The organism is Allorhizobium sonneratiae (genome assembly GCF_023700755.1).
In the GTDB taxonomy this organism is placed as follows: domain Bacteria; phylum Pseudomonadota; class Alphaproteobacteria; order Rhizobiales; family Rhizobiaceae; genus Allorhizobium; species Allorhizobium sonneratiae.
On sequence record NZ_JAMKOJ010000003.1, the window covers coordinates 410901 to 431811 of the forward strand.

Sequence of the window (20911 nt, forward strand, 5' to 3'; positions counted from 1 at the left end):
CCTGACAACGGGTGCTGAAACAGGGAGGTTTTCATTGCTCGGACGGGTCAACCATATTGCCATTGCCGTGCCGGATCTTGCAGCTGCGGTAAAAGCCTATCGTGATGGCTTCAGGGCCAGCGTCTCTGCACCGCAGGTTTTGCCGGAGCATGGGGTTACGGTGGTGTTTGTCGATGCACCAAACACCAGGATCGAGCTTTTAGAGCCCTATGGTGAAGCATCACCCATTGCTGCCTTTCTGGAGCGGAACCCATCGGGAGGTCTTCACCATATCTGTTATGACGTGGAAGACTTGGTTGACGCGCGTGACCGGCTAACTGCCATGGGCGCACGTGTGCTTGGCAATGGTGAGCCTAAAATCGGCGCTCATGGCAATCCGGTGCTGTTCCTGCATCCCAAGGATTTCCAGGGCACCCTGATCGAGCTTGAGGAAGTGCCGCCGTCAGCGGAAAATATGTGATAGGATTTGCTGAAACAGGAAAAGTGTGGGCTCGGGCCAAGATCCGGTCGTAACGCCTCGCGGTGGATACTCTGTGGAGGAGGTGGACATGCCCTGGATATCTTACGCTGCGATCTACTTCGTCATGTGGTGGATCACTCTCTTTGCCGTACTGCCGTTCGGTGTCCGCACGCAGGAGGAAGAGAACATGGTCGTTCCGGGAACGGTGAGTAGCGCCCCGGCCCGGTTTTCGCTGTTGAAAGTGGTGATTGCGACAAGTCTGGTATCTGCCGCGATTTTGGCCGGTTGTGAAGCCTTGTCATTCCTGTTCGGGTTCAGTTTTGCCGATATCCCGCAATTCATGCCCGATCTTCATTACAATTGAAGCAGGTGCATTAAAACAGCATAGAAATTTGGCCGCGTTTCGTTGCTCACAATGAAACAACAACGCACAGTTATAGAACAAAGACGCAAAGCGTGTTGACTGAGGATTGATAATCCGTAACCCGCTTTGGATTTACAGCCAAGATTGCCTTCGTTTTCTTTATGATCTGGGGGATACGCTATCCCAAATAAAAAAAAACAAGGCCCGAAGGCCTTGTTCAGTGTAGTTTCGCGTGATCTTTCACCAATTAAGGGGCAGCGACAGAGCGCGCCTAAGATCTGATCCTCCCAAGACTTTCCGCGATTGCGGCAGAAATTTAATCTTCCTGCCTGTTTTATAGGCTCAAACTAGACCAAGATTCTCGCTTTGTCATCAAATTTTTTGCAATTTTGCGACGGTTTTCAGAAAATGTAAAATATGCCTTACGTTTCGGTTTTGATCCGGTCAAAGCGGGAAAAACCCGTGATAATTTATGGGAAGACATTGAGCATCGCACTTATGGGATGTGTATTGTGCGTGTCATCGCGCCGGATAGCAGGCGTGTGGCGCCAGATCATTGCCTTTGATTGATGAAACTATGGTGAACAAGCCCGTGAGGGGCGTAATATGCGGGAAAGCCGGGTTTTCTTCTCTGTGCGAAACCGCTAGAAGGCGTGAAGAACAAAGGAATAGAGGTTTGATTCCGCCCGTCGGCGTCAACCGTATCAATGGAAACCGGTATGCGTCTCTCACGCTATTTCATGCCCATCTTGAAGGAAAACCCCAAGGAAGCGGAGATCGTTTCCCATAGGCTGATGCTGCGCAGCGGCATGATCCGCCAGCAATCGCAGGGGATTTATTCCTGGCTGCCGCTTGGCAAGCGGGTTCTCGACAAGGTGAACGGCATCATTCGTGAAGAGCAGAACCGGGCAGGTGCCATCGAGCTTTCGATGCCGACGCTGCAATCGGCAGAATTGTGGCAGGAAAGCGGTCGCTATGACGCCTACGGCAAGGAAATGCTGCGCATTCGCGACCGGCAGGACCGTCCAATGCTCTATGGCCCGACCAATGAGGAAATGGTCACGGATATTTTCCGTTCCTATGTCAAATCCTATAAGAGCCTGCCGCTCAACCTCTATCATATCCAGCTCAAGTTCAGAGACGAAATCCGTCCGCGGTTTGGCACGATGCGCTCGCGCGAATTCATGATGAAGGATGCCTATTCCTTCGATCTGACCAAGGATGAGGCCGTCCACTCCTATAACAAGATGTTTGCCGCCTATCTGCGCACCTTTGACCGGCTTGGCCTGCGCGCCATTCCCATGCGTGCCGATACCGGCCCTATCGGTGGCAATCACAGCCATGAATTCATCATTCTGGCCGATACGGGTGAATCGGAAGTCTTCTGCCACAAGAGCTTTCTGGAACGTGCGGTCCCGCCAGTCGATGTCAATTTTGACGATGTCGCCGCCATGCAGGCTATTTTTGACGAGTGGACTGCCGATTATGCCGCCACATCGGAAATGCATGACGAGGCCGCTTATGCCGCCATGCCTGAGGACGCACAGATTTCTGCCCGCGGCATCGAAGTTGGTCATATCTTCTATTTCGGCACGAAATATTCCGAGCCCATGGGGGCGAAGGTGCAAGGCCCGGATGGTAAGGAACATCTTGTCCACATGGGGTCTTACGGAATTGGGCCGACCCGCCTTGTTCCCGCCATTATCGAAGCCTCCCATGACGAAAATGGTATCGTCTGGCCGGAATCGGTTGCGCCTTTCGATGCCGTCATCATCAACATGAAGGCTGGGGATGGTGCCTGCGACAATGCGTGTGAGACACTCTACACCTCGCTGAGCAAGGCCGGGAAAGATGTCCTGCTTGACGATACCGATGACCGCGCCGGGACGAAATTCGCCATGGCCGATCTGATCGGTATTCCTTACCAGATCATTGTCGGTCCCCGTTCCGTGGCGGCTGGCGAGGTTGAGGTCAAGCAGCGCAAGACCGGCGCACGGGAAACCATGACCATCGAGGCCGCACTCAACCGCTTTGCCGGTTGAAGCCCGGCAGGAGGCAAGATTGAGCAGTTCCGGAAGCGCCCCGGCGGCAGAGGCCGCATTGCTGGCATCCGCTAAACCCTTTTCGGCATTCGAGCGCATGGTGGCCTGGCGTTATCTCCGGGCGCGGCGCAAGGAAGCCGTCATTTCGGTGATCGCTGGATTTTCCTTTATCGGTATCATGCTTGGCGTGGCGACTTTGATTATCGTCATGGCGGTGATGAACGGTTTCCGCACCGAACTGATCAACCGCATTCTGGGCATCAACGGTCATATGATCGTGCAGCCGATCGATCGGCCGTTTACCGATTACGATGAACTGGCGAAAAAGTTCTCTGCCATTCCGGGTGTCACGCTGGCTCTGCCGCTTGTGGAGGGCCAAACGCTGGCGTCCGGCAAGGCCGGTGCTGGAACCGGTGCATTGGTGCGCGGCATCCGAGCTGAAGACCTGATGAAGCTCACGGAAGTCTCGAAACATATCAAGGCCGGCAATATGGACGGTTTCGATGCGGGCGAGGGCGTTCTGATCGGCTCGCGCATGGCCAATGATCTGGGATTGAAGGTTGGCGACAGCATTACCCTGGTGTCGCCGGAGGGCGATGTCACGCCGATGGGTGTCAATCCGCGGGTCAAGTCCTACAAGGTCTCAGGCATTTTCGAGATCGGCATGTCGGAATATGATTCCTCAATCATCTTCATGCCGCTCAAGGAAGCGCAGCTCTATTTCAATGCCGATGGTCTTGTGCAGTCGATTGAGCTCTTCGTTACCAATCCGGATGATGTCGATAGCCTGAAGCCGAAGGTTGAAGAGGCGGCCGGACGGCAGGTGTTCATCACCGACTGGCAGAGCCGCAACCAGACCTTCTTCTCCGCCCTTCAGGTGGAGCGTAATGTGATGTTCATGATCCTGACGCTGATCGTTCTCGTGGCGGCGCTGAACATTATTTCCGGCCTGATCATGCTGGTGAAAGACAAGGGCAGCGATATTGCCATTCTCAAGACCATGGGCGCGACATCGGGCTCGGTTTTGCGGATCTTTTTCATGACCGGGGCAGCCATTGGCATTGCCGGTACACTTGCCGGGGTTTTCCTCGGGGTGATCGTCTGCCTCAACATCGAGTCGATCCGGGAGTTCTTTTCCTGGGTCTCGGGCACGGTTCTCTTCGATCCGCAGCTTTATTTCCTCAGCAAATTGCCGGCGGATATGAGTTTCGGTGAAACCGTATCGGTGGTGATCATGTCCCTGACGCTGTCTTTCCTGGCGACAATTTTCCCTGCCTGGCGCGCCGCACGCCTCGATCCCGTGCAGGCCCTTCGATATGAATAATAAGGACCGGAGCAGCATGGCAAAAAAGCCTGTTCTCGAACTTGCATCCGTCTCGCGTCTTTATGGTTCGGGTGATTCTGCCCTCTCCATTCTCAAGAATGCCGGTCTGAAGCTGTATGAAGGTGAAACCGTCGCCCTTGTTGCTCCATCGGGCACAGGCAAGTCGACGCTTTTGCATATTGCTGGCCTTCTGGAGCGTCCGACAGAAGGAGATGTTCTGATTGGCGGCACGAGCTGCTCGAGCCTTTCGGATGAGGGACGTACGACAATCCGTCGCTCCAGCATCGGTTTTGTCTACCAGTTTCATCATCTTCTGCCGGAGTTTTCCGCACTGGAAAACATCATGATGCCCCAGATGATTGCCGGTCTCACCATTCCTGAGGCGAAAAAGCGGGCCAAGGCTCTGCTGGACTATATGCGCATCGGCCATCGGGGCGACCATCGTCCTGCCGAACTCTCCGGTGGTGAGCAGCAGCGTGTCGCGATAGCCCGCGCTGTCGCCAACGCCCCCTTGCTGCTGCTGGCCGATGAACCGACCGGCAATCTCGATCCGGAGACGGCAGCCTATGTCTTTTCCGCGCTCGAAGCACTGGTGCGCCAGTCGGGTCTGGCGGCGCTCATCGCCACGCATAACCATGATCTTGCCCATCGCATGGACCGATGCGTCACGATTGCCGATGGCAAAGTGATCGACATGAAAATCTGAAGAAGAGTGCGGTTCATTGCCCTCAGTCATGCGATGACGGGGTTGCGGCAAAACGCAGACTGAAAGCAGGTTCGCGAAAACGGACAAGAACGCGGCATGCTGTGGCCTCCATGCTTTTGCTTTTTGCAGGGGATCAGTCAGCGTGAGAGCTTGCGTGCTGACGAAATTGTGCTTAATCAGTGTGTTCACATTCTGTTCCAGATAGCGTGATGGCGCCATGTCGAACGCAACGCAGTCCCGATCGGGCTTTTGCCGTGATTGTCTGTCCGTACAGTCGGGCGAAGAGCGGCGTTGTCAGCGCTGTGGCAGCCCGCGTCTGGTCTGTCATCCGGAAGTGTTTCAGCTTTCGCTTGCTCATATCGATTGTGATGCCTTTTACGCCTCGGTGGAAAAGCGTGACAATCCCGAACTGATCGATAAGCCGGTCATCATCGGCGGTGGCAAGCGGGGCGTCGTCTCCACGGCCTGTTACATCGCCCGTATCCATGGCGTCCGTTCAGCCATGCCGATGTTCAAGGCGCTCGAGGCCTGTCCTGATGCCGTGGTGATCAAGCCGAATATGGAGAAATACAGCATGGTCGGGCGGCAGGTCCGCGCCATGATGGAAGAACTGACGCCCCTCGTGCAGCCGCTTTCGATCGATGAAGCCTTTCTGCAATTGGCTGGCACGGAAAAGCTGCATCACGCTCCACCCGCGCTGGTTCTGGCAAAACTGGTCAAGCGGGTAGAAGCGGAAATCGGCATCACCCTGTCTGTTGGGCTCTCCTATTGTAAATTTCTTGCAAAAGTCGCCTCGGATCTGAACAAGCCGCGCGGTTTTTCCGTGATCGGTCAGGCAGAAGCGTTGGAATTTTTAAAACCCAGGCCCGTGACGATGATCTGGGGTGTCGGCAAGGCCTTTGCCACCACGCTGGCACGCGATGGGATTACCACGATCGGCCAGTTGCAAACCATGGATGAAAGCGATCTGATGCGGCGCTATGGCAGCATGGGCCAGCGTCTTTATCATCTGGCGCACGGCATGGATACGCGGGAGGTTCATACCAATGACCCGGCCCGCAGCGTGTCGGCCGAAACCACCTTCAATGACGATCTCTCCGGCATGGACAGCCTCGTGCCTGTTTTGCGCAAAATGTCTGAAAAAGTGGCATGGCGACTGAAAAAACAAGGCCTTGCCGGCCATACCGTCGTTTTGAAGCTGAAGACAGCCGATTTTAAACTGAGAACGCGCAATCGCCGCCTAGACGATCCGACACGCCTGGCCGACAGGATTTTTCGAACCGGCCTGCAATTGCTGGAAAAGGAAGTCGATGGCACGAAATTCCGGCTGCTGGGGATTGGGGTCAGCGATTTTGCCGATCTGACCCGTGCCGATCCGCCTGATCTTGTCGATCCGGATGCTGAACGCCGCGCGAAGGCCGAAGCCGCTATGGACAGGTTGCGCGATAAATTCGGCAAGGGAATGGTGGAAACCGGTTTTACCTTCACGGGTAGAAAATCATAAAACTGTTACAGAACAAAGCTTGTAAAGCTCTCCTTAAACACTTCGTTTCATTTTGACGCAGGGTTATCCGATCAAGATGAGGCAGAGGGCAGGCCTGTCCTCATTTGATTGCGTTTCGTAAAGCGGACGGCGTTGAATTTGTATTGAGTTTTGAGGCTAGTTTATGGTTCGCACTTCATTGGCCACTGTGTTGATATGCCTTTTGGCTGTGGCGCCAGAGGCTCAGGCAAGCGGTGCGTCCGACCTGCAAATCATCGTTTCTAAGAAAAACCAGTCTTTGGCGGTTTATCAGGGCGACACGATGATTGCCTCATCCCGCGTTTCTACCGGTAAAGAGGGCCATCTAACGCCATCAGGGATATTTTCCGTCATCGAAAAGCAGGAATATCACGAATCCAACCTCTATTCCAATGCGCCCATGCCTTGGATGCAGCGCATCACATGGTCAGGTTTTGCCCTGCATGAGGCCAGCAGTGTGCCCAACTATCCCGCTTCGCATGGTTGCGTGCGCCTGCCTGCTGCCTTTGCTCGCAAGCTTTATGATCTGACTGAGCTTGGAGCCCATGTTCTGATCACCGGGCAGGAAGAAAAGCCCTATGCCTTTTCCCATGCCAATCTGTTTACGCCCCAACGCGATAGAACCGAATTGTTCGCTGACCTCAAGCTGCGCGGGGCAAACTGGCCCTTGCGGAGCGGGATCGTTGAAGTGGCGATGCTTGACGTTCCCCATTCTGCCATGACGGCGCCGGAAACAGCGGATGAGGAGCGCAAGGCCATCAGTATCTTGATCACTTTGCGTGGTGAAAAGGAAAAGCTGAAGGATATTCAGGCACTGCTCCTCTCCATGGGATTTGATACAGGCGGCGTGGACGGCATTGCCGGATCGATGACACGTGATGCGATTCTCGGGTTCAAGCGCTGGAAAAAACTTCCCCTAAGCGGGCCCATGCTGTCTGAGGCGTTCGTCAAAAGCCTTTATGGTGCTGCCGGGCAAGAGCTGCCACCAGCCGGGCAGATATTTGTCAGAGAAAATTTCAAGCCGCTTTTCGATGCGCCGATCACAATCGACTATCCCGATCAACCGCTCGGCACATATTTTCTTGAAGCCACGAAGATGAATCCTGAGCAGGGTGAGGTCCAATGGCATGCGGTGACACTGGAGCCAGCTGATGCTGCCATGTCCGGCAAAAGCATCGTCAAGGTGGCAGAGACGAAGCGCGACGGGCTGACCGCTGACCTTGACCGCATGACCATTCCGCCTGAGATCCGCAGCCGGATTGAAAAAAAAATGGGTGAGGGCACAAGCCTGATCATCACCGATCAGGGCTATGGCAAGGAAACGGGCGTGGGAACAGACTTCACCATTCTTCTGCCGGGTGATGCAAAAAACTGAATACCGAAGCCAAACACCATGTTGCCTTATCTTGCGAACGAGGAAACGCAACATGCTTTACAGCTATATGCGTTTGATCAAGGGCACATGAAATGCTGGAACATTTTACAGCGCCGTGCGCCAAATATGGCGCACAAAGGCCGCTGTAACACTTTTAATCTGCTGCATAATTTTCACCTTAAATCTCACTCGATTTAAGGAATTATGCAGTAAGCTTTTTGCATAACGCCTTAAATCGATTCCAGTTTAAGGCGTTATGCAGCAGGAATGATGAGAAGGACGTGCTTACACCAGTTCCACATCAATGACACCCGGAGCCGAGCGCATGGCGGCTGCCACTTCCGATGTGATGCGATAGCGTTGCTGCAGTTCAACCTCAATCTCCCGGCGACCTTCTTCCTTGATGACGATGAAGGAGACAAGGCAATCGCCTCGGGCATTCAAATGGCCAGCCAGATGCCGCAGCGGTCCGCTGTCGCGCAGGAAAACCCGCAATGCCTTCTGCATCTGCAGGGATTTTTCTTCAAGTGATTGTGCGGTCTGAATTCGCAGACCAATGCCTTCGGGACGTTCTTCCGCCGCTACCGTCAGCAACAGCGAATTGCCCGCTTCCAGAAGATCGCGATACTGGTTGAGTCCTTCGGAAAACAGCACTGCCTCATACTGGCCAGAGGCGTCGGAAAAGGTGACAATGCCCATCTTGTTGCCGGTCCGGGTTTTGCGCTCCTGTTTTGAGATGACGGTTCCGGCCAGTCGCCCCGCCGTTGCGCCCTGCTTCACCGCGGCGGAAAAATCGGCAAAATTCTGCACCCGCATTTTTTCAAGCATGGCGCGATAGGTGTCGAGCGGATGGGCCGACAGATAAAAGCCGAGCACCTGAAACTCGCGCATCAGTTTTTCCGACGATAGCCAAGGTGTATAGGCGGGCAAGGAAATACGCTCAGGCCCGGTGGCCCCGCCGGAACCGAACATGTCTGACTGACCGCTTGTCTTGTTTTCCTGCGCCCTTTGCGCATAGCCGATGATCCGGTCAAGGCCGGCAATCAGTTGCGCCCGGTCATGGCCGAAACAATCGAAGGCACCCGCCGAAATCAGGCTTTCAAACACCCGCCTGTTGATATGTTTCGGGTCGATCCGCAGACAGAAATCTTCGAGATCGGCAAATGGCTGCTCACCCCGCACGGCAACGATATGATCGACGGCGGCTTCGCCAACCCCTTTCAGGGCGGCAAGAGAATAATAGATGCGCTGAGGCCCTGTCTGGAAATGACGGAAGGATGTCTGAACCGAGGGCGGAACGACGTCAATGCCAAGACGTGCGGCATCCTGGCGGAAGTCCACTAGCTTTTCCGTATTGGACATGTCGAGCGTCATGGATGCCGCCAGAAATTCGACCGGGAAATGCGCCTTCATATAGGCCGTCTGATAGGAGACGATGGCATAGGCAGCGGCATGGGACTTGTTGAAGCCGTAATTGGCGAACTTGGCCAGAAGGTCGAAAATGTTATCGGCCTGCTGTTTGCTCACGCCATTCTTGATGGCGCCGTCAACAAAACGCGCCCTCTGCTTGTCCATCTCCTCCTTGATCTTCTTACCCATGGCGCGGCGCAGCAGATCGGCCTCTCCGAGCGAATAGCCGGACAGAACCTGGGCAATCTGCATGACCTGTTCCTGATAAACGATAACGCCCTGCGTCTCCTTCAGCAGGTGGTCGATCGTCGGATGGATCGATTCGATCTCCTCCTCGCCATGCTTTCGCGCGTTATAGACCGGAATATTTTCCATAGGGCCGGGGCGATAAAGCGCAACCAGCGCAATAATGTCCTCGATACAGTCCGGCTTCATGCCGATCAGCGCCTTGCGCATCCCGGCACTTTCCACCTGGAACACTCCGACCGTTTCGCCGCGCGACAGCATCTCATAGGTCCTGGTGTCATCCAGCGGTATGGCAGACAGGTTGATGTCGATATTACGCAGCTTGCAGAAATCCACCGCCGTCTTCAAAACGGTCAGGGTTTTCAGCCCGAGAAAGTCGAACTTGACCAGTCCGGCCTGTTCGACCCATTTCATGTTGAACTGGGTGACCGGCATGTCCGACCGCGGATCGCGATACATCGGCACCAGTTTCGACAGGGGCCGGTCGCCGATCACAATCCCGGCGGCATGAGTGGAAGCATGGCGATAGAGCCCCTCGATCTTCTGGGCAATGTCGAGCAGCCGGGCGACAACTGGCTCCTTTTCCGCCTCTTCCTGAAGCTTGGGCTCTTCTTCGATTGCTTTTGAGAGAGGCGTCGGATTGGCCGGATTGTTCGGCACCAGCTTGCAGATCTTGTCGACCTGACCATAGGGCATTTCCAGGACGCGCCCGACATCGCGCAGGGCCGCACGTGCCTGCAGCGACCCGAAGGTGATGATCTGCGCCACCTGCTCGCGGCCATATTTGCGCTGAACGTAGCGGATCACCTCTTCCCGTCGATCCTGACAGAAGTCGATATCGAAGTCTGGCATCGACACGCGTTCAGGATTGAGAAAGCGCTCGAACAGCAGGGAAAATCGGAGAGGATCGACATCGGTGATCGTCAAGGCATAGGCAACCAGCGAGCCTGCACCCGAACCGCGCCCCGGACCCACCGGAATATCATGCTCCTTGGCCCATTTGATGAAGTCGGACACGATCAGGAAGTAGCCTGGAAATTTCATCCTTTCGATGACGGAAAGCTCGAAATCCAGCCGCTCGCGATAATCCTTTTCGACAAAACCCGGCGCCATGCCAAGGGTTCCGAGCCGCATATCCAGACCTTCGACCGCCTGTCGGCGCAGTTCTGAGGCTTCCGCACGCTCCGCTTCTTCCGGATCGTCGCTGCCGCCGGTAAACCGCGGCAGGATCGGTTTTCGCGTATCGAGAATGAAGGAGCAGCGCGTGGCAATCTCCACCGTATTGGCCAGTGCTTCCGGCAAATCGTGAAACAGGGCCTGCATTTCGGCGCGGCTTTTCAGGTAATGATCCGGCGTCAGCCGAAAGCGCCGGTCATCGGAGACGATCGCGTTATGCGCCACCGCCATCAATGCATCATGAGCATCATAATCGTCTCTGGAGGGAAAGAAGGCTTCGTTTGTCGCCACGATCGGCACATCAAGCGCATAGGCCAATGCGAGCATCCGGCTCTCATGGGCACGATCATAGCCTTGATGCCGCTGCAATTCGACATAAAGCCGGTCACCGAAAAGGGACTTCAGCGCCTCAAGTCTGGATTTTGCAACGGAAGCATGCCCTTCCTGCAGCGCCATATCGACCGGGCCGCCCGCGCCACCCGTCAAGGCGATCAACCCATCCGTTCCTGTTTCTTCAAGCCATGCGAGGTTGATATGAACGGCCTGATCGCTCTCCCCCCCGAGATAGGCGCGACTGACGAGATCGACCAGACGTTCATAGCCACCGGCATCCGCCGCCAGAAGAACAATCGCGGGAAATTTCTGTAAAGCCGCCTGACCGCGCTTTTCCTCTGGTGTCTCGTCCATATTGATAGACAATTGACAGCCGATAATCGGCTGCAAGCCTTCTCCCAGCGCTTTTTGGGAGAATTCAAGCGCGACGAAAAGATTGTTCGTATCCGTGATGGCAATGGCTGGCTGGGCATCGGCCATCGCCTTTGACAGCACCTTTTTCAGCGGCAAGGCGCCTTCCAGCAAGGAATAGGCGGAATGCAACCGCAAATGAACAAAGCCAGGACCTTCTGACTGAGAACTGTGCTGCCCGATCTGATCAGCCATTCACTTGCCCTTTCCATCCTGAAGAAAAAGAGTCCGCTCATGCTCCATACCCGGGCTTATGACCCTGGAGCGTAATTTCGATGCAAACGGACTCGTATCGTTCCCTGATTGTTTCAGGCTGGCAGCGCGCTGTCCACCATAAGACCTTGTCTATTGGCTTTATCCACGTTTCAGAAGGCAAGCGCCATCAGCGACAGGCTGGCAATAAAAACAGCAATCGAGACGAATGCCGCGATGTCATGCAAAATTTCACTCATCTGCCTCTCCAATCTCTTTATGTTTTTATTTTGTTCTATTTTTGTACGATCGTCAACAAAAAAGAACAAAACGAGATTGATGGCGTCAGTCTCCTATAGTCTTATTGGGCGGGAGGCTAGAGCATTTCCAGAAAAACCGTAATATGATTATGTGCATTGAATTGCATAGAAACAAAGAGTTAGAGCGCTTCGGGTGGCAGATCATGCCGGTCAAAATGCGCCAGAACATGATGACTGGCTTCAGTCCAGTCACTGGTGCAGATGACGTTTGCCGGTGGCGGTGGCGCATGGCGGTGGATTTCGAATTTCGGACCGAGCTGCACCAGCAGGCAGTCCGGCATGTGCTCACCAACGGAATGGAGATTGTGAGCCATGTCGTCGACAAAGGCGGTAGGTAAGGAGCGAGCGCGATGCAGCGCCTTGACGATTGGCCCTTTCGGTTCTTCGCTTGCCAGAAGCGGATAGGGCAATCCCAGACGATCCAGCAGCCGGCGGCGTTGCGGATAAAATTGCGTCGGCATCGATGTCAGAAAGACAATATCGGCTCGTTCTGAAATGATCTGCAAACTGTCTTGAGCTGTGCTGAAAACGGTTTGCCACTCCTCCTGCCGATTGAAAAATTCGAGAATGATCTCGCTCACCTGCTGATCGGCAAGTGGCTGTTGACTTGTCTGGCACAGGATGTTGCCATGAAGTCGGAAGGAATTTGGCGCCAGCCTGTGCCCGAGCTGCTGCAGATAAACTTCAAACGGTCGCAGAAATTCCAGAACGACGTCGTCGATATCGCATACCAGCAGAGGTCGCTGCGACAGCGTGATAGCGTGCAGGGCCGCGTTTTCAACCATCAATAGTCTCCCGACTCAAGGCCGGGTTTGACGAAATGCCGCCAGGCGGCCGCAACATCTTCCGGCTTTGTCGCTGTGCCGGAGCAAAACGCCATCAGATCCGGCTCATGCTGCATGATGAAATCAAGCAGCCCTGCCAGAAAATCCGGATCTTTGATGGCTTGGCGCACCTCGGTCGGCTCCACACCGGTCAGTGATAGAAACCGGCCCAGCAGATCGGGTTCCGTCACCAGCCACCTCAGCAATTTGATCGCAAGGGTTTCTGCTGCTTCAGGGCTTATGGATTTTATCGAAGGCTTGTCTCGCATTGTGTCACGAATTACCTTTTTCTCAACCAAGTCATGGTAAAATGGCGTCCGCAAAAGAATGAATCTTTACGTATGTTACTTCTCTCTTCCACCATGGGGGAGGGGAAGGCAAGGATTGAAAATGCCCAAGACGGTCATGATCGTTGAAGATAATGAACTCAACATGAAGCTCTTTCGTGACCTGATCGAGGCTTCGGGTTACAGAACCATCCAGACCCGCAACGGGATGGAGGCTCTTGATCTTGCCCGCACATATCAGCCTGATCTTATCTTGATGGATATCCAGCTTCCGGAAGTCTCTGGCCTTGAAGTGACGAAATGGCTCAAGCAGGATAGTGAACTTCATGTTATTCCGGTGATTGCGGTCACGGCTTTTGCCATGAAAGGAGATGAGGAACGGATCCGTCAGGGTGGTTGCGAGGCTTATGTTTCCAAGCCGATTTCCGTTCCTAAATTTCTTGAAACAATCCGGACCTATCTGGGAGATGCGTAAGGAGAAAACGCATGACAGCCCGTATTTTGGTCGTGGATGATGTTCCGGCCAATGTCAAATTGCTGGAAGCACGTCTGCTGGCGGAATATTTCGACGTTTTGACTGCCTATGACGGGTATACGGCACTGGATCTGTGTGCTCGTACCCAGGTGGATGTCATCCTGCTCGATATCATGATGCCGGGTATGGACGGTTTTGACGTTTGTGAGCGATTGAAAAGCAATCCGCGCACTGCGCATATTCCGATTGTGATGGTGACGGCGCTTGATCAGCCTTCGGACCGGGTCAGGGGCCTGCGTGCGGGAGCGGATGATTTTCTGACCAAGCCAGTCAATGATTTCCAGTTGCTGGCGCGGGTCAGAAGTCTGGTACGGCTGAAGACCATCAGTGATGAACTGCGTCTGCATGATGAGGCCGCACGTCGCATCGGCATGGAAACCCTCTCCGGACGTGCTGATACTGGTTTTGAAGAGGCAGCGCAGGTGCTGCTCGTCGATAGCCGGGCAAGTTCGCAGGAAAGGATCGTCAAGATCCTGAAGCCGATCGCTGAGGTCAAGACCTTGTCGGATGCGCAGGCTGCACTCTTCGAGGCGGCTGAAGCCAATTATGATCTGGTGGTCGTCAACGCGGCCCTGCAGGATTATGACCCCTTGCGGCTCTGCTCGCAGCTTCGCTCTGTCGAGCGCACCCGCTTCATACCGGTGTTGATGATGGCTGAGGCCGGCGAGGAACAGGTGATTGCTAGGGCGCTGGATCTCGGTGTGAATGATTACATCATGCGACCTGTGGAGCCGAATGAACTGTTAGCCCGCTCCATGACCCAGATCCGGCGGAAACGCTACCATGATCGCTTGCGCAGTACGGTTGAGCACACGATTGAAATGGCCGTGACCGACAGCCTGACCGGGCTGAGTAACCGGCGGTATCTCGATCGCCATCTGGAGATTTTGCTACAAAGAGCAAGAACCCGTAAACGTCCGCTCTCCGTATGCCTGATTGATATCGACCGGTTCAAGCAGGTCAATGATCTGCACGGACATGATGTGGGTGATGAGGTCCTGCGAGAATTTGCTGCACGCATTCGTTCTGCTGTGCGTGGTGCCGATCTGGCCTGCCGCTACGGTGGTGAAGAATTTGTTGTGGTGATGCCGGACACACAGGCCGAGGTGGCAGGAAAAGTGGCCGAGCGCTTGCGGGAAATCATAGAGCAGGACCCTTTTCTTTTGTCGTCTGGAAAGCGTTTGCCGATGACAGCCTCGATCGGAATTGCCACAGTTACCGATGAGAACAGTTTGTCTCAGGAACAATTGCTCCGTCAGGCAGATCAGGCGCTTTATCAGGCAAAGAAAGAGGGACGAAATCGAGTGGTCTCTGCTGCTGCATGAGTTTGAACAATAAGCCCGATCCGATTTATAACATACGAACACGAAATTGCAGCGATATTCACGTCTTGAAACGAGTTGGATTGTCGTAAATCACCTAAAGCAGTTTACGGTTTTCAGCCGTATGCACGGAAATTTTTAAAAGCCTGTCGCAGTGAACCGGATCCAGTTTAACAGGCTCCATCTCTGATTTTGTCGCAATATTATCGTTTCATTGAGGATAATGAAACGCGACATGCCTTATAAACAAAGACTTACAGCGCCGTGCGCCAAACATGGCGCACAAAGGTGGCTGTAACACTTTTCATCGACTGCATAATTTTCACCTTAAATCTCACCCGATTTAAGGTGAAAATTATGCAGTAGAGCGTCGGATCGAAGAAAAAAGGGCGTAGACGTTATAATGGTCTTCGGTGCCGCGTGTACCGTTGATAGGTGTATGGGTTTTTCTGCGCGTGACGCACTAAAATCCCTACATATATAGGGTATAATGGTGGTTAAAAGGGAGCTTTAGCCAATTTATATTAGATAAAAAGAAATGCAGTTTGAAAATAATGTCTATTTATTTATTAGTGAAAATTAAATATGCAATTATAATGCCTGGTAAGAGCAAATGAAGCGAGTGAGTAATCAATTTTAGCTTGTAAATTTGATATATACACGATAAGAATTTTAACCATAACATTGATGAAAAAATGCGACAGTTAAGAAAGTGTTGCTTTTTTTCAATATATGAGCAAATTTGGTACATATCAGATACGTTCCCGCAAGGGCTAAAGAATACCCCATGGTGCTCAGGTCCGCCGCATCTCCTGGGTCGTGGGGTCGGTCGGCAGGCATGCGATGTCTTGCGGTTCCTCGTGCCGTTATTGCATGCCCGCCGACCCCCTATTCTGGTAGATCAAGGATCTGCTGACCATCTCTCTTCAATTTCATAGATTGTGAGCAGCGTTATCTCTGCTTTTGTTGCTCATTGCTTGTCGCTGTGTTGAGGGCAAAGAGACGCAACAGATTAGCATTGTCCCGGAAAACCGTTTCACACTTTTCCGGGAACTGCTCTAGAGATCCTATAAGGATATAGTATCAGGTGAAAAAGTGTTGACCACTTTTCGTTGACCGGATGTGTCAAAAAAGCAATTGCGAGCGTCACCTGTTGATCTGGCAGATTGAAGGTGCTGAAAATTCTCTGGCAGACCGCTGATACAAAAAAACGCGCCTTGAAGCGCGTTTTGATGCTGTGTCTGAAAACCAAGATTACTTGATCTTGGTTTCCTTGAACTCGACATGCTTCTTTGCGATCGGGTCGTACTTGGTCTTTGTCATCTTTTCCGTCATCGTACGGCTGTTTTTCGTCGTGACGTAGAAGAAACCCGTATCGGCCGTCGACAGAAGCTTGATCTTGATCGTTGTAGCCTTAGCCATGGTCGTCCTGCCTTTTAAACAATAAACGAGCCGTGGACGCCCGGAGAGGCCCACAGCAAATCTGGCGGGAAACTACAAATCGCCAGCAAAAAGTCAAGCCCGCCAGGCCGGGAAAAACAACCTGACGACGGAAAGCACCACATAAAGCGAGAAGAAACCGGCGATTGACCAGGCAAAACCCGCCGTGCCGGCCATATCGATGGAGGCACCAACCACCTGCGGACCAGCAACGGTGCCCATAGCATAACAAAAAACGAAGGCGGCATTGGCGGCGGCGAGATCGGAGCCGGTGAGTCGCGAACCGAGATGGCTGAGGCCAACCGTATACAGGCCGGAAACGCAACCGCCCCAGAACAAAAGGACGATGGCCATGGCATACCAGCTATGCGACAAAACCGGCAGGGCGGCAGAACCGCAGAGACCGATAAAAGCCAGAAGCGCCAGTAGAATGCGCCGGTCTTTCATTCTATCGGAGATAAGACCGAGCGGGATCTGGAACACCATGTTGCCAACCCCCATCACAGTCAGCAGCAGAGCAGCATTGTCCTCGCTGAAGCCCGTGCGCATGGCATAGATCGGCAGCAGCGACAATCCACCCACTTCCACCGCGCCAAAGACGAAGACTGCCACGGTGGCCGTCGGAACGAGAAAGATATAGCGCAGAAAATGCATTTCCGGCTTTTCATTCATCGCCGGGCTTTCATTGCGGGCGATATAGACGGGAATAGCGGCAACGAGGATCGCCACTGCGCCGATGATAAAGGGCAGGATGCCTTCGCTGCCCACCAGCGAAAACAAGAGCGGACCGGCGGCAAAGCCGACCGAGAGTACGGTGGCGTAAATGCCGAGCACCAGCCCCCGGCGGGATGGGGGCGCCGCGGCATTGATCCAGAATTCCGAGAGGATAAAGAGCGTCGTCGTCGTGCCGTGAAAAGCGACCCGCAGCGGAAACCACATCCAGAATGCTTCGGCATAATAGAATCCAAGCGCGCTCAGGGCAGCAAACACAGTGGCCCAGATCATCGTTTGCGCCACGCCAAAGGAATGGGCAAGCTTCGTGGTGATCGGTGCTGCCAGCATGGCGGCAACGCCGGCCATGGCGGAGTTGAGCCCGATCAGGGTCGAGGGAATGCCTCGTTTTTCCAGAATGGTGCTGAGCAGCGGCAGACCAAGCCCGATGGCGATACCAACGGCGGAAATGGACGATATGGCCGCAATCAGCGATGGCCAGTGAATGTCCTCGCGGTGCTGGTTTGCGGTCTCTTTCATGTCTGCCATCGGCCATCCTTGTAGCGTCATTGCGGCGTTACTGCGTTCCAGCCGCCCGCCAGACCATATGTTGCTGGCGAAAGAATGGAATTGGAGTATCTGGCGAAAGAGTGCTTACCGGTTTTTCACCCGATGCGCCAAGACCATTGCTTTAGAGTTTGTCAGGGAAAAGTGGGAACCGGTTTTCCAGATCAAGACAAACGAAAACAAAGAAATCGAGAGTCTGGCTGGTTCAATGTGAACCTGACAGACGCTCATGAAAAGTTCTTAAACAGTCCTTGGAAGAGAACAGAAAAGAACCATGGCCAGCCAGTCTCGTGGTTTGATTCTGCCATGCGCGCCCCATTTGCTGCGCCGGTGAGAGCAAATGACGGCATCATCAAAACCACCAGCAGCCTGTGCAGTTTACCGGCGCGCATGTTCACACCGGAATGTCGAATCATGTCAAGGCAAAAGCGTCATTTGGCCCTCTTGCCGGATCATGGGTCCATGGGATCAGGCGCGCCGGAAAAGCCATGCATGCGCAAGGCCCATTGCAACGCCACCACCGCGCCCTTGACCGGCTGGATGATGGCCAGCGATACCAGCACGGCCAGCGGCGTCCAGATGGCCAGGTGCACGAAGGGTGACCATGGAAACAGCAGGTCCGTCATCATATAGCCGCCAAGCAGCACGTGGCCGACAATGATGATGACAATATAGGGCGGCAGATCATCGGCCCGCTGCGGTGTGTAATCCTCGCCGCAGCGGCCGCAGCGCTCCACCGGTTTGAGAAAGGCGGAAAACAGTCTGCCCTCGCCGCAGGCCGGGCAGATGCAGGCAAGCCCACGTCGAATAGCCCGTCCCAATGGCCTATCCGGGTCTGGTTCACCGCCAAACCGCCTGATCTCGCTCTCTTGCCTGTCTCCTTGCTCGTCCATGGCCGTCCTCCCAAACGGTTTTGTGCAGCTATAGCGCGTCTGGTGAATGCTGGGTCATCGGACGTGCTTTAGGAACGCGAAACCGGATTTCACTGTACCTTGGCTGCGCTCTAACGCCGTCCGCGCGGTGGCCGTGTGCCCGGTTTGCGCGGTCCCGGTCTGCCGCTGCGCCGTGTTGCCTTGTGAAAGGAGCGCGTGCCCGCCGGCATCTTGCGCCCCTCGCTCAGCATTTCAAACTGCAGGGCACCTGCCAGCGGCAAGGCCTCTTTCAGCCGCACGCTGACGGCATCGCCCAATTGATAGCCAAGCCCCGTCTTTTCCCCGGTCAGGGCCTGATGCGCCTCGTCATAGATGAAATAATCGCGGCCCAGCGTCGAGACGGGCACAAAGCCGTCCGCGCCGAATTGCGGCAGAGAAATGAACAGGCCCGCCTTGGTGACCCCGGCAATCTGGCCGTCGAATTCCTCGCCGATGCGGCCCGCCAGATGGTGAGCGACCAAGCGGTTGATCGTGTCGCGTTCGGCAGCCATGGCGCGCCGTTCGAAGGTGGAGATTTCGGCGGCGATGTCGTCGAGGCTTGCCTCTTCCTCCGGCGTGATGCCGCCTTCACCAAGCCCCAGTGAGCCCACCAGCGCCCGATGCACGATGAGGTCGGCATAGCGGCGGATCGGCGAGGTGAAATGGGCGTATTTCATCAGGTTGAGACCGAAATGGCCGATATTTTCCGGGCTGTAGACCGCCTGGCTCTGGGAGCGCAGCACCATTTCATTGACGATGATCTGATGGGGTGTGCCTGCCGCCTTGTCGAGAATGCCGTTGAAGGCATTGGCGCGCAGTGCCGCCCCTTTGGCCAGCGAAAAGCCGATAGTGGCGAGAAACTCGCGCAGCGTCTCCTGCTTGGCCAGAGAAGGCGCATCATGCACGCGGTAAATCAGCGGCTGGCGCTTCTTCTCCAGTGTTTCGGCCGCAGCGACATTGGCCTGGATCATCATTTCCTCGATCAGCTTATGCGCATCGAGACGGTCCGGCACAAAAACCCTGTCCACCGTGCCATCGGCCTTGAGCACGATCTTGCGCTCCGGCATGTCCAGTTCCAGCGGCTGGCGGCGGTCGCGACCCTTTTTCAAAATGGCGTAAGCGGCCCAGAGCGGCTTCAGGATCGGCTCCAGCAGCGGTCCGCTCTTGTCGTCCGGCCTGCCGTCGATGGCGGCCTGCGCCTGCTGGTAGGAGAGTTTCGCCGCACTTTTCATCATCACCCGATGGAACGTGTGGCTGGCCTTCCGGCCTTCATGGGAAAACACCATGCGCACGGCCAGCGCCGGGCGATCCTCGCCCTCACGCAGCGAACAGAGATTGTTGGAAATCCGCTCCGGCAGCATCGGCACGACCCGGTCGGGGAAATAGACGGAATTGCCGCGCTTCAGTGCCTCACGGTCCAGAGCGGAGCCGGTGCGGATATAATAGGAGACATCGGCAATGGCGACGGTGACGATCACGCCGCCCGGATTGTCGGGCGAGGGGTCCGGTTCGGCATAGACGGCGTCGTCATGGTCCTTGGCGTCATGCGGGTCGATGGTGATCAGCGGCACATGCCGCCAGTCCTCGCGATGCGCCATGCTGGCGGGTTTCGCCGCCTCTGCCGCATCGAGAACGCCCTGCGGGAAAATATAGGGAATGCCATGGGCGTGAATGGCAATCATCGAGATCGCCTTTTCCGAGGCCACCGAGCCGACAACCGACAGCACCCGCGCCCGAGAGAGGCCTTGACGGCCAAAGGAGCGCAGCACCTCGACCTCGACCAGATCGCCGTCTTTTGCCTCGCCGAGATCGGCGGCGTCGATGACCATTTCCTCGCCGCGCCGTTCGATCGGCATCAGGCGACCGCCGTGGCCACCCAGATCGCGATAGACGCCAAGCAGCGCGCCGCGTCTTTTGTCGATCACCTTGATGACGCGGGCGGTATAGGCGGGACCGGCGCGATCCTTGGAGGGAAAAATCTTGGCGAGCACCCGGTCGCCCAGGCCACCGACCGGCGACTTGCCCTTGTTACGATCGGACGAGGACTGGCGAATGGCAACCGCAGGAGCAACGCCCGCATCCTCCGGCCATTCGGCGGGGCGGCCGATCAGCTCGCCATCCTTGTCGCGGGTGGTGATATCCAGCACGGTGACCGGCGGCAGCGCACCGGGCCGGGTCAGCGATTTGCGGCTCTTCTGGACGAGGCCGTCCTCTTCCAGTGCCTTCAAAGCCGCCTTCAGCTCAACACGGGCATCGCCCTTGAGGCCGAAGGCCTTGGCGATCTCGCGTTTGGAGGCGCGGTCTGGATTGTCCGTGATAAAGCTCAACAGCACATCACGGGGCGGAACCGCCCCATGGATGATCGGCAAGGCTGGCGCGTCTGTTGCACCCTCCGCCTTGCGGCTCCGGGATTTTCCGGTGCCGGTGGTGCGG

Annotated in this window: 19 protein-coding genes; 11 read left to right on the forward strand and 8 right to left on the reverse strand. The window is 55.2% G+C overall.

The features are described from left to right. Positions 1–34: 34 nt before the first annotated feature. The 7 genes from mce (at position 35) to NAC44_RS07620 (ending at position 7793) form a co-directional block, all read left to right on the forward strand. Entirely contained in the window at positions 35–460 is a 426-nt protein-coding gene (mce, locus tag NAC44_RS07590) for a methylmalonyl-CoA epimerase (protein WP_250939735.1), read from the forward strand. A gap of 88 nt (positions 461–548) precedes the next feature. Then, complete coding sequence (locus NAC44_RS07595; RefSeq protein WP_250939737.1) at positions 549–824, forward strand: DUF1467 family protein; 276 nt, start codon at positions 549–551, stop codon at positions 822–824. 719 nt (positions 825–1543) lie between these two features. Beyond that, positions 1544–2866 carry a proline--tRNA ligase gene (proS, locus tag NAC44_RS07600; RefSeq protein ID WP_250939739.1) on the forward strand — a complete coding sequence of 441 codons (1323 nt, stop codon included), beginning with the start codon at positions 1544–1546 and terminating at the stop codon, positions 2864–2866. Positions 2867–2885: 19 nt separating this feature from the next. After that, positions 2886–4190, forward strand: coding sequence for a lipoprotein-releasing ABC transporter permease subunit (locus tag NAC44_RS07605; RefSeq protein WP_250939740.1), 1305 nt, complete (start codon positions 2886–2888; stop codon positions 4188–4190). Positions 4191–4206: 16 nt separating this feature from the next. After that, a complete protein-coding gene (locus NAC44_RS07610) occupies positions 4207–4896 on the forward strand; it encodes an ABC transporter ATP-binding protein (protein ID WP_250939742.1) in 690 nt (229 codons plus the stop codon). A gap of 217 nt (positions 4897–5113) precedes the next feature. After that, positions 5114–6400 (forward strand): DNA polymerase IV, encoded by a 1287-nt coding sequence (locus tag NAC44_RS07615; RefSeq protein ID WP_250939744.1) that lies wholly within the window; start codon positions 5114–5116, stop codon positions 6398–6400. Positions 6401–6563: 163 nt separating this feature from the next. After that, positions 6564–7793: a L,D-transpeptidase family protein gene (locus tag NAC44_RS07620; RefSeq protein ID WP_274706817.1), complete on the forward strand. Its 1230-nt coding sequence runs from the start codon at positions 6564–6566 to the stop codon at positions 7791–7793. Between the two features lie 285 nt (positions 7794–8078). Here the strand turns inward: NAC44_RS07620 and dnaE are convergent, their stop codons facing one another. Beyond that, a complete protein-coding gene (gene dnaE, locus NAC44_RS07625) occupies positions 8079–11564 on the reverse strand; it encodes a DNA polymerase III subunit alpha (protein WP_250939746.1) in 3486 nt (1161 codons plus the stop codon). A gap of 80 nt (positions 11565–11644) precedes the next feature. Between dnaE and NAC44_RS07630 the strand changes: the two genes are divergently transcribed. Further along, positions 11645–11920, forward strand: coding sequence for a hypothetical protein (locus NAC44_RS07630; RefSeq protein WP_250939748.1), 276 nt, complete (start codon positions 11645–11647; stop codon positions 11918–11920). Between the two features lie 80 nt (positions 11921–12000). Here NAC44_RS07630 and NAC44_RS07635 read toward each other — a convergent pair whose 3' ends face one another. Together NAC44_RS07635 and NAC44_RS07640 are read right to left on the reverse strand one after the other, a co-directional pair. Beyond that, positions 12001–12666, reverse strand: a complete 666-nt coding sequence (locus NAC44_RS07635; protein ID WP_250939750.1) for a hypothetical protein — start codon at positions 12664–12666, stop codon at positions 12001–12003. Beyond that, positions 12666–12974 (reverse strand): DUF3572 domain-containing protein, encoded by a 309-nt coding sequence (locus NAC44_RS07640; RefSeq protein WP_250939752.1) that lies wholly within the window; start codon positions 12972–12974, stop codon positions 12666–12668. The genes NAC44_RS07635 and NAC44_RS07640 overlap by 1 nt, the downstream gene beginning before the upstream one ends. 121 nt (positions 12975–13095) lie before the next feature. Here NAC44_RS07640 and NAC44_RS07645 point away from each other — a divergent pair, with 121 nt between their 5' ends. Together NAC44_RS07645 and NAC44_RS07650 are read left to right on the forward strand one after the other, a co-directional pair. After that, a complete protein-coding gene (locus tag NAC44_RS07645; RefSeq protein WP_250939754.1) occupies positions 13096–13467 on the forward strand; it encodes a response regulator in 372 nt (123 codons plus the stop codon). Between the two features lie 11 nt (positions 13468–13478). Then, the gene (locus tag NAC44_RS07650; RefSeq protein ID WP_250939757.1) at positions 13479–14852 is read left to right on the forward strand and encodes a PleD family two-component system response regulator; all 1374 of its coding nucleotides are present in this window, start codon (positions 13479–13481) and stop codon (positions 14850–14852) included. 1251 nt (positions 14853–16103) lie between these two features. Here the strand turns inward: NAC44_RS07650 and rpmG are convergent. Together rpmG and NAC44_RS07660 are read right to left on the reverse strand one after the other, a co-directional pair. Then, positions 16104–16271 (reverse strand): 50S ribosomal protein L33, encoded by a 168-nt coding sequence (rpmG, locus tag NAC44_RS07655; RefSeq protein WP_153436600.1) that lies wholly within the window; start codon positions 16269–16271, stop codon positions 16104–16106. Between the two features lie 93 nt (positions 16272–16364). Next, positions 16365–17549, reverse strand: a complete 1185-nt coding sequence (locus NAC44_RS07660; protein ID WP_250939758.1) for an MFS transporter — start codon at positions 17547–17549, stop codon at positions 16365–16367. Between NAC44_RS07660 and NAC44_RS07665 the strand changes: the two genes are divergently transcribed. After that, complete coding sequence (locus NAC44_RS07665) at positions 17539–17781, forward strand: hypothetical protein (RefSeq protein ID WP_250939760.1); 243 nt, start codon at positions 17539–17541, stop codon at positions 17779–17781. The genes NAC44_RS07660 and NAC44_RS07665 overlap by 11 nt on opposite strands. 13 nt (positions 17782–17794) lie before the next feature. On the opposite strand, the gene NAC44_RS07670 is transcribed toward NAC44_RS07665, so the two are convergent. The 3 genes from NAC44_RS07670 to rnr form a co-directional block, all read right to left on the reverse strand. Then, on the reverse strand, positions 17795–17983 hold the full coding sequence (locus tag NAC44_RS07670) for a hypothetical protein (protein ID WP_250939762.1): 189 nt from the start codon (positions 17981–17983) through the stop codon (positions 17795–17797). A 36-nt stretch (positions 17984–18019) separates the two neighbouring features. Next, on the reverse strand, positions 18020–18460 hold the full coding sequence (locus NAC44_RS07675; RefSeq protein WP_250939764.1) for a DUF983 domain-containing protein: 441 nt from the start codon (positions 18458–18460) through the stop codon (positions 18020–18022). Between the two features lie 110 nt (positions 18461–18570). Beyond that, complete coding sequence (rnr, locus tag NAC44_RS07680; protein WP_420839906.1) at positions 18571–20847, reverse strand: ribonuclease R; 2277 nt, start codon at positions 20845–20847, stop codon at positions 18571–18573. Positions 20848–20911: the final 64 nt, after the last annotated feature.

Bases quoted from the DNA above. Each gene is read 5' to 3' on its own strand.
- NAC44_RS07635 (WP_250939750.1), bottom strand. From the start codon at position 12,666: ATGGTTGAAAACGCGGCCCTGCACGCTATCACGCTGTCGCAGCGACCT.
- NAC44_RS07610 (WP_250939742.1), top strand. From the start codon at position 4,207: ATGGCAAAAAAGCCTGTTCTCGAACTTGCATCCGTCTCGCGTCTTTAT.
- NAC44_RS07640 (WP_250939752.1), bottom strand. From the start codon at position 12,974: ATGCGAGACAAGCCTTCGATAAAATCCATAAGCCCTGAAGCAGCAGAA.
- NAC44_RS07660 (WP_250939758.1), bottom strand. From the start codon at position 17,549: ATGGCAGACATGAAAGAGACCGCAAACCAGCACCGCGAGGACATTCAC.
- NAC44_RS07670 (WP_250939762.1), bottom strand. From the start codon at position 17,983: ATGATTCGACATTCCGGTGTGAACATGCGCGCCGGTAAACTGCACAGG.
- rpmG (WP_153436600.1), bottom strand. From the start codon at position 16,271: ATGGCTAAGGCTACAACGATCAAGATCAAGCTTCTGTCGACGGCCGAT.
- NAC44_RS07665 (WP_250939760.1), top strand. From the start codon at position 17,539: ATGTCTGCCATCGGCCATCCTTGTAGCGTCATTGCGGCGTTACTGCGT.
- dnaE (WP_250939746.1), bottom strand. From the start codon at position 11,564: ATGGCTGATCAGATCGGGCAGCACAGTTCTCAGTCAGAAGGTCCTGGC.
- proS (WP_250939739.1), top strand. From the start codon at position 1,544: ATGCGTCTCTCACGCTATTTCATGCCCATCTTGAAGGAAAACCCCAAG.
- NAC44_RS07675 (WP_250939764.1), bottom strand. From the start codon at position 18,460: ATGGACGAGCAAGGAGACAGGCAAGAGAGCGAGATCAGGCGGTTTGGC.
- NAC44_RS07630 (WP_250939748.1), top strand. From the start codon at position 11,645: ATGCAAACGGACTCGTATCGTTCCCTGATTGTTTCAGGCTGGCAGCGC.
- NAC44_RS07595 (WP_250939737.1), top strand. From the start codon at position 549: ATGCCCTGGATATCTTACGCTGCGATCTACTTCGTCATGTGGTGGATC.
- NAC44_RS07615 (WP_250939744.1), top strand. From the start codon at position 5,114: ATGTCGAACGCAACGCAGTCCCGATCGGGCTTTTGCCGTGATTGTCTG.
- NAC44_RS07650 (WP_250939757.1), top strand. From the start codon at position 13,479: ATGACAGCCCGTATTTTGGTCGTGGATGATGTTCCGGCCAATGTCAAA.
- NAC44_RS07620 (WP_274706817.1), top strand. From the start codon at position 6,564: ATGGTTCGCACTTCATTGGCCACTGTGTTGATATGCCTTTTGGCTGTG.
- NAC44_RS07645 (WP_250939754.1), top strand. From the start codon at position 13,096: ATGCCCAAGACGGTCATGATCGTTGAAGATAATGAACTCAACATGAAG.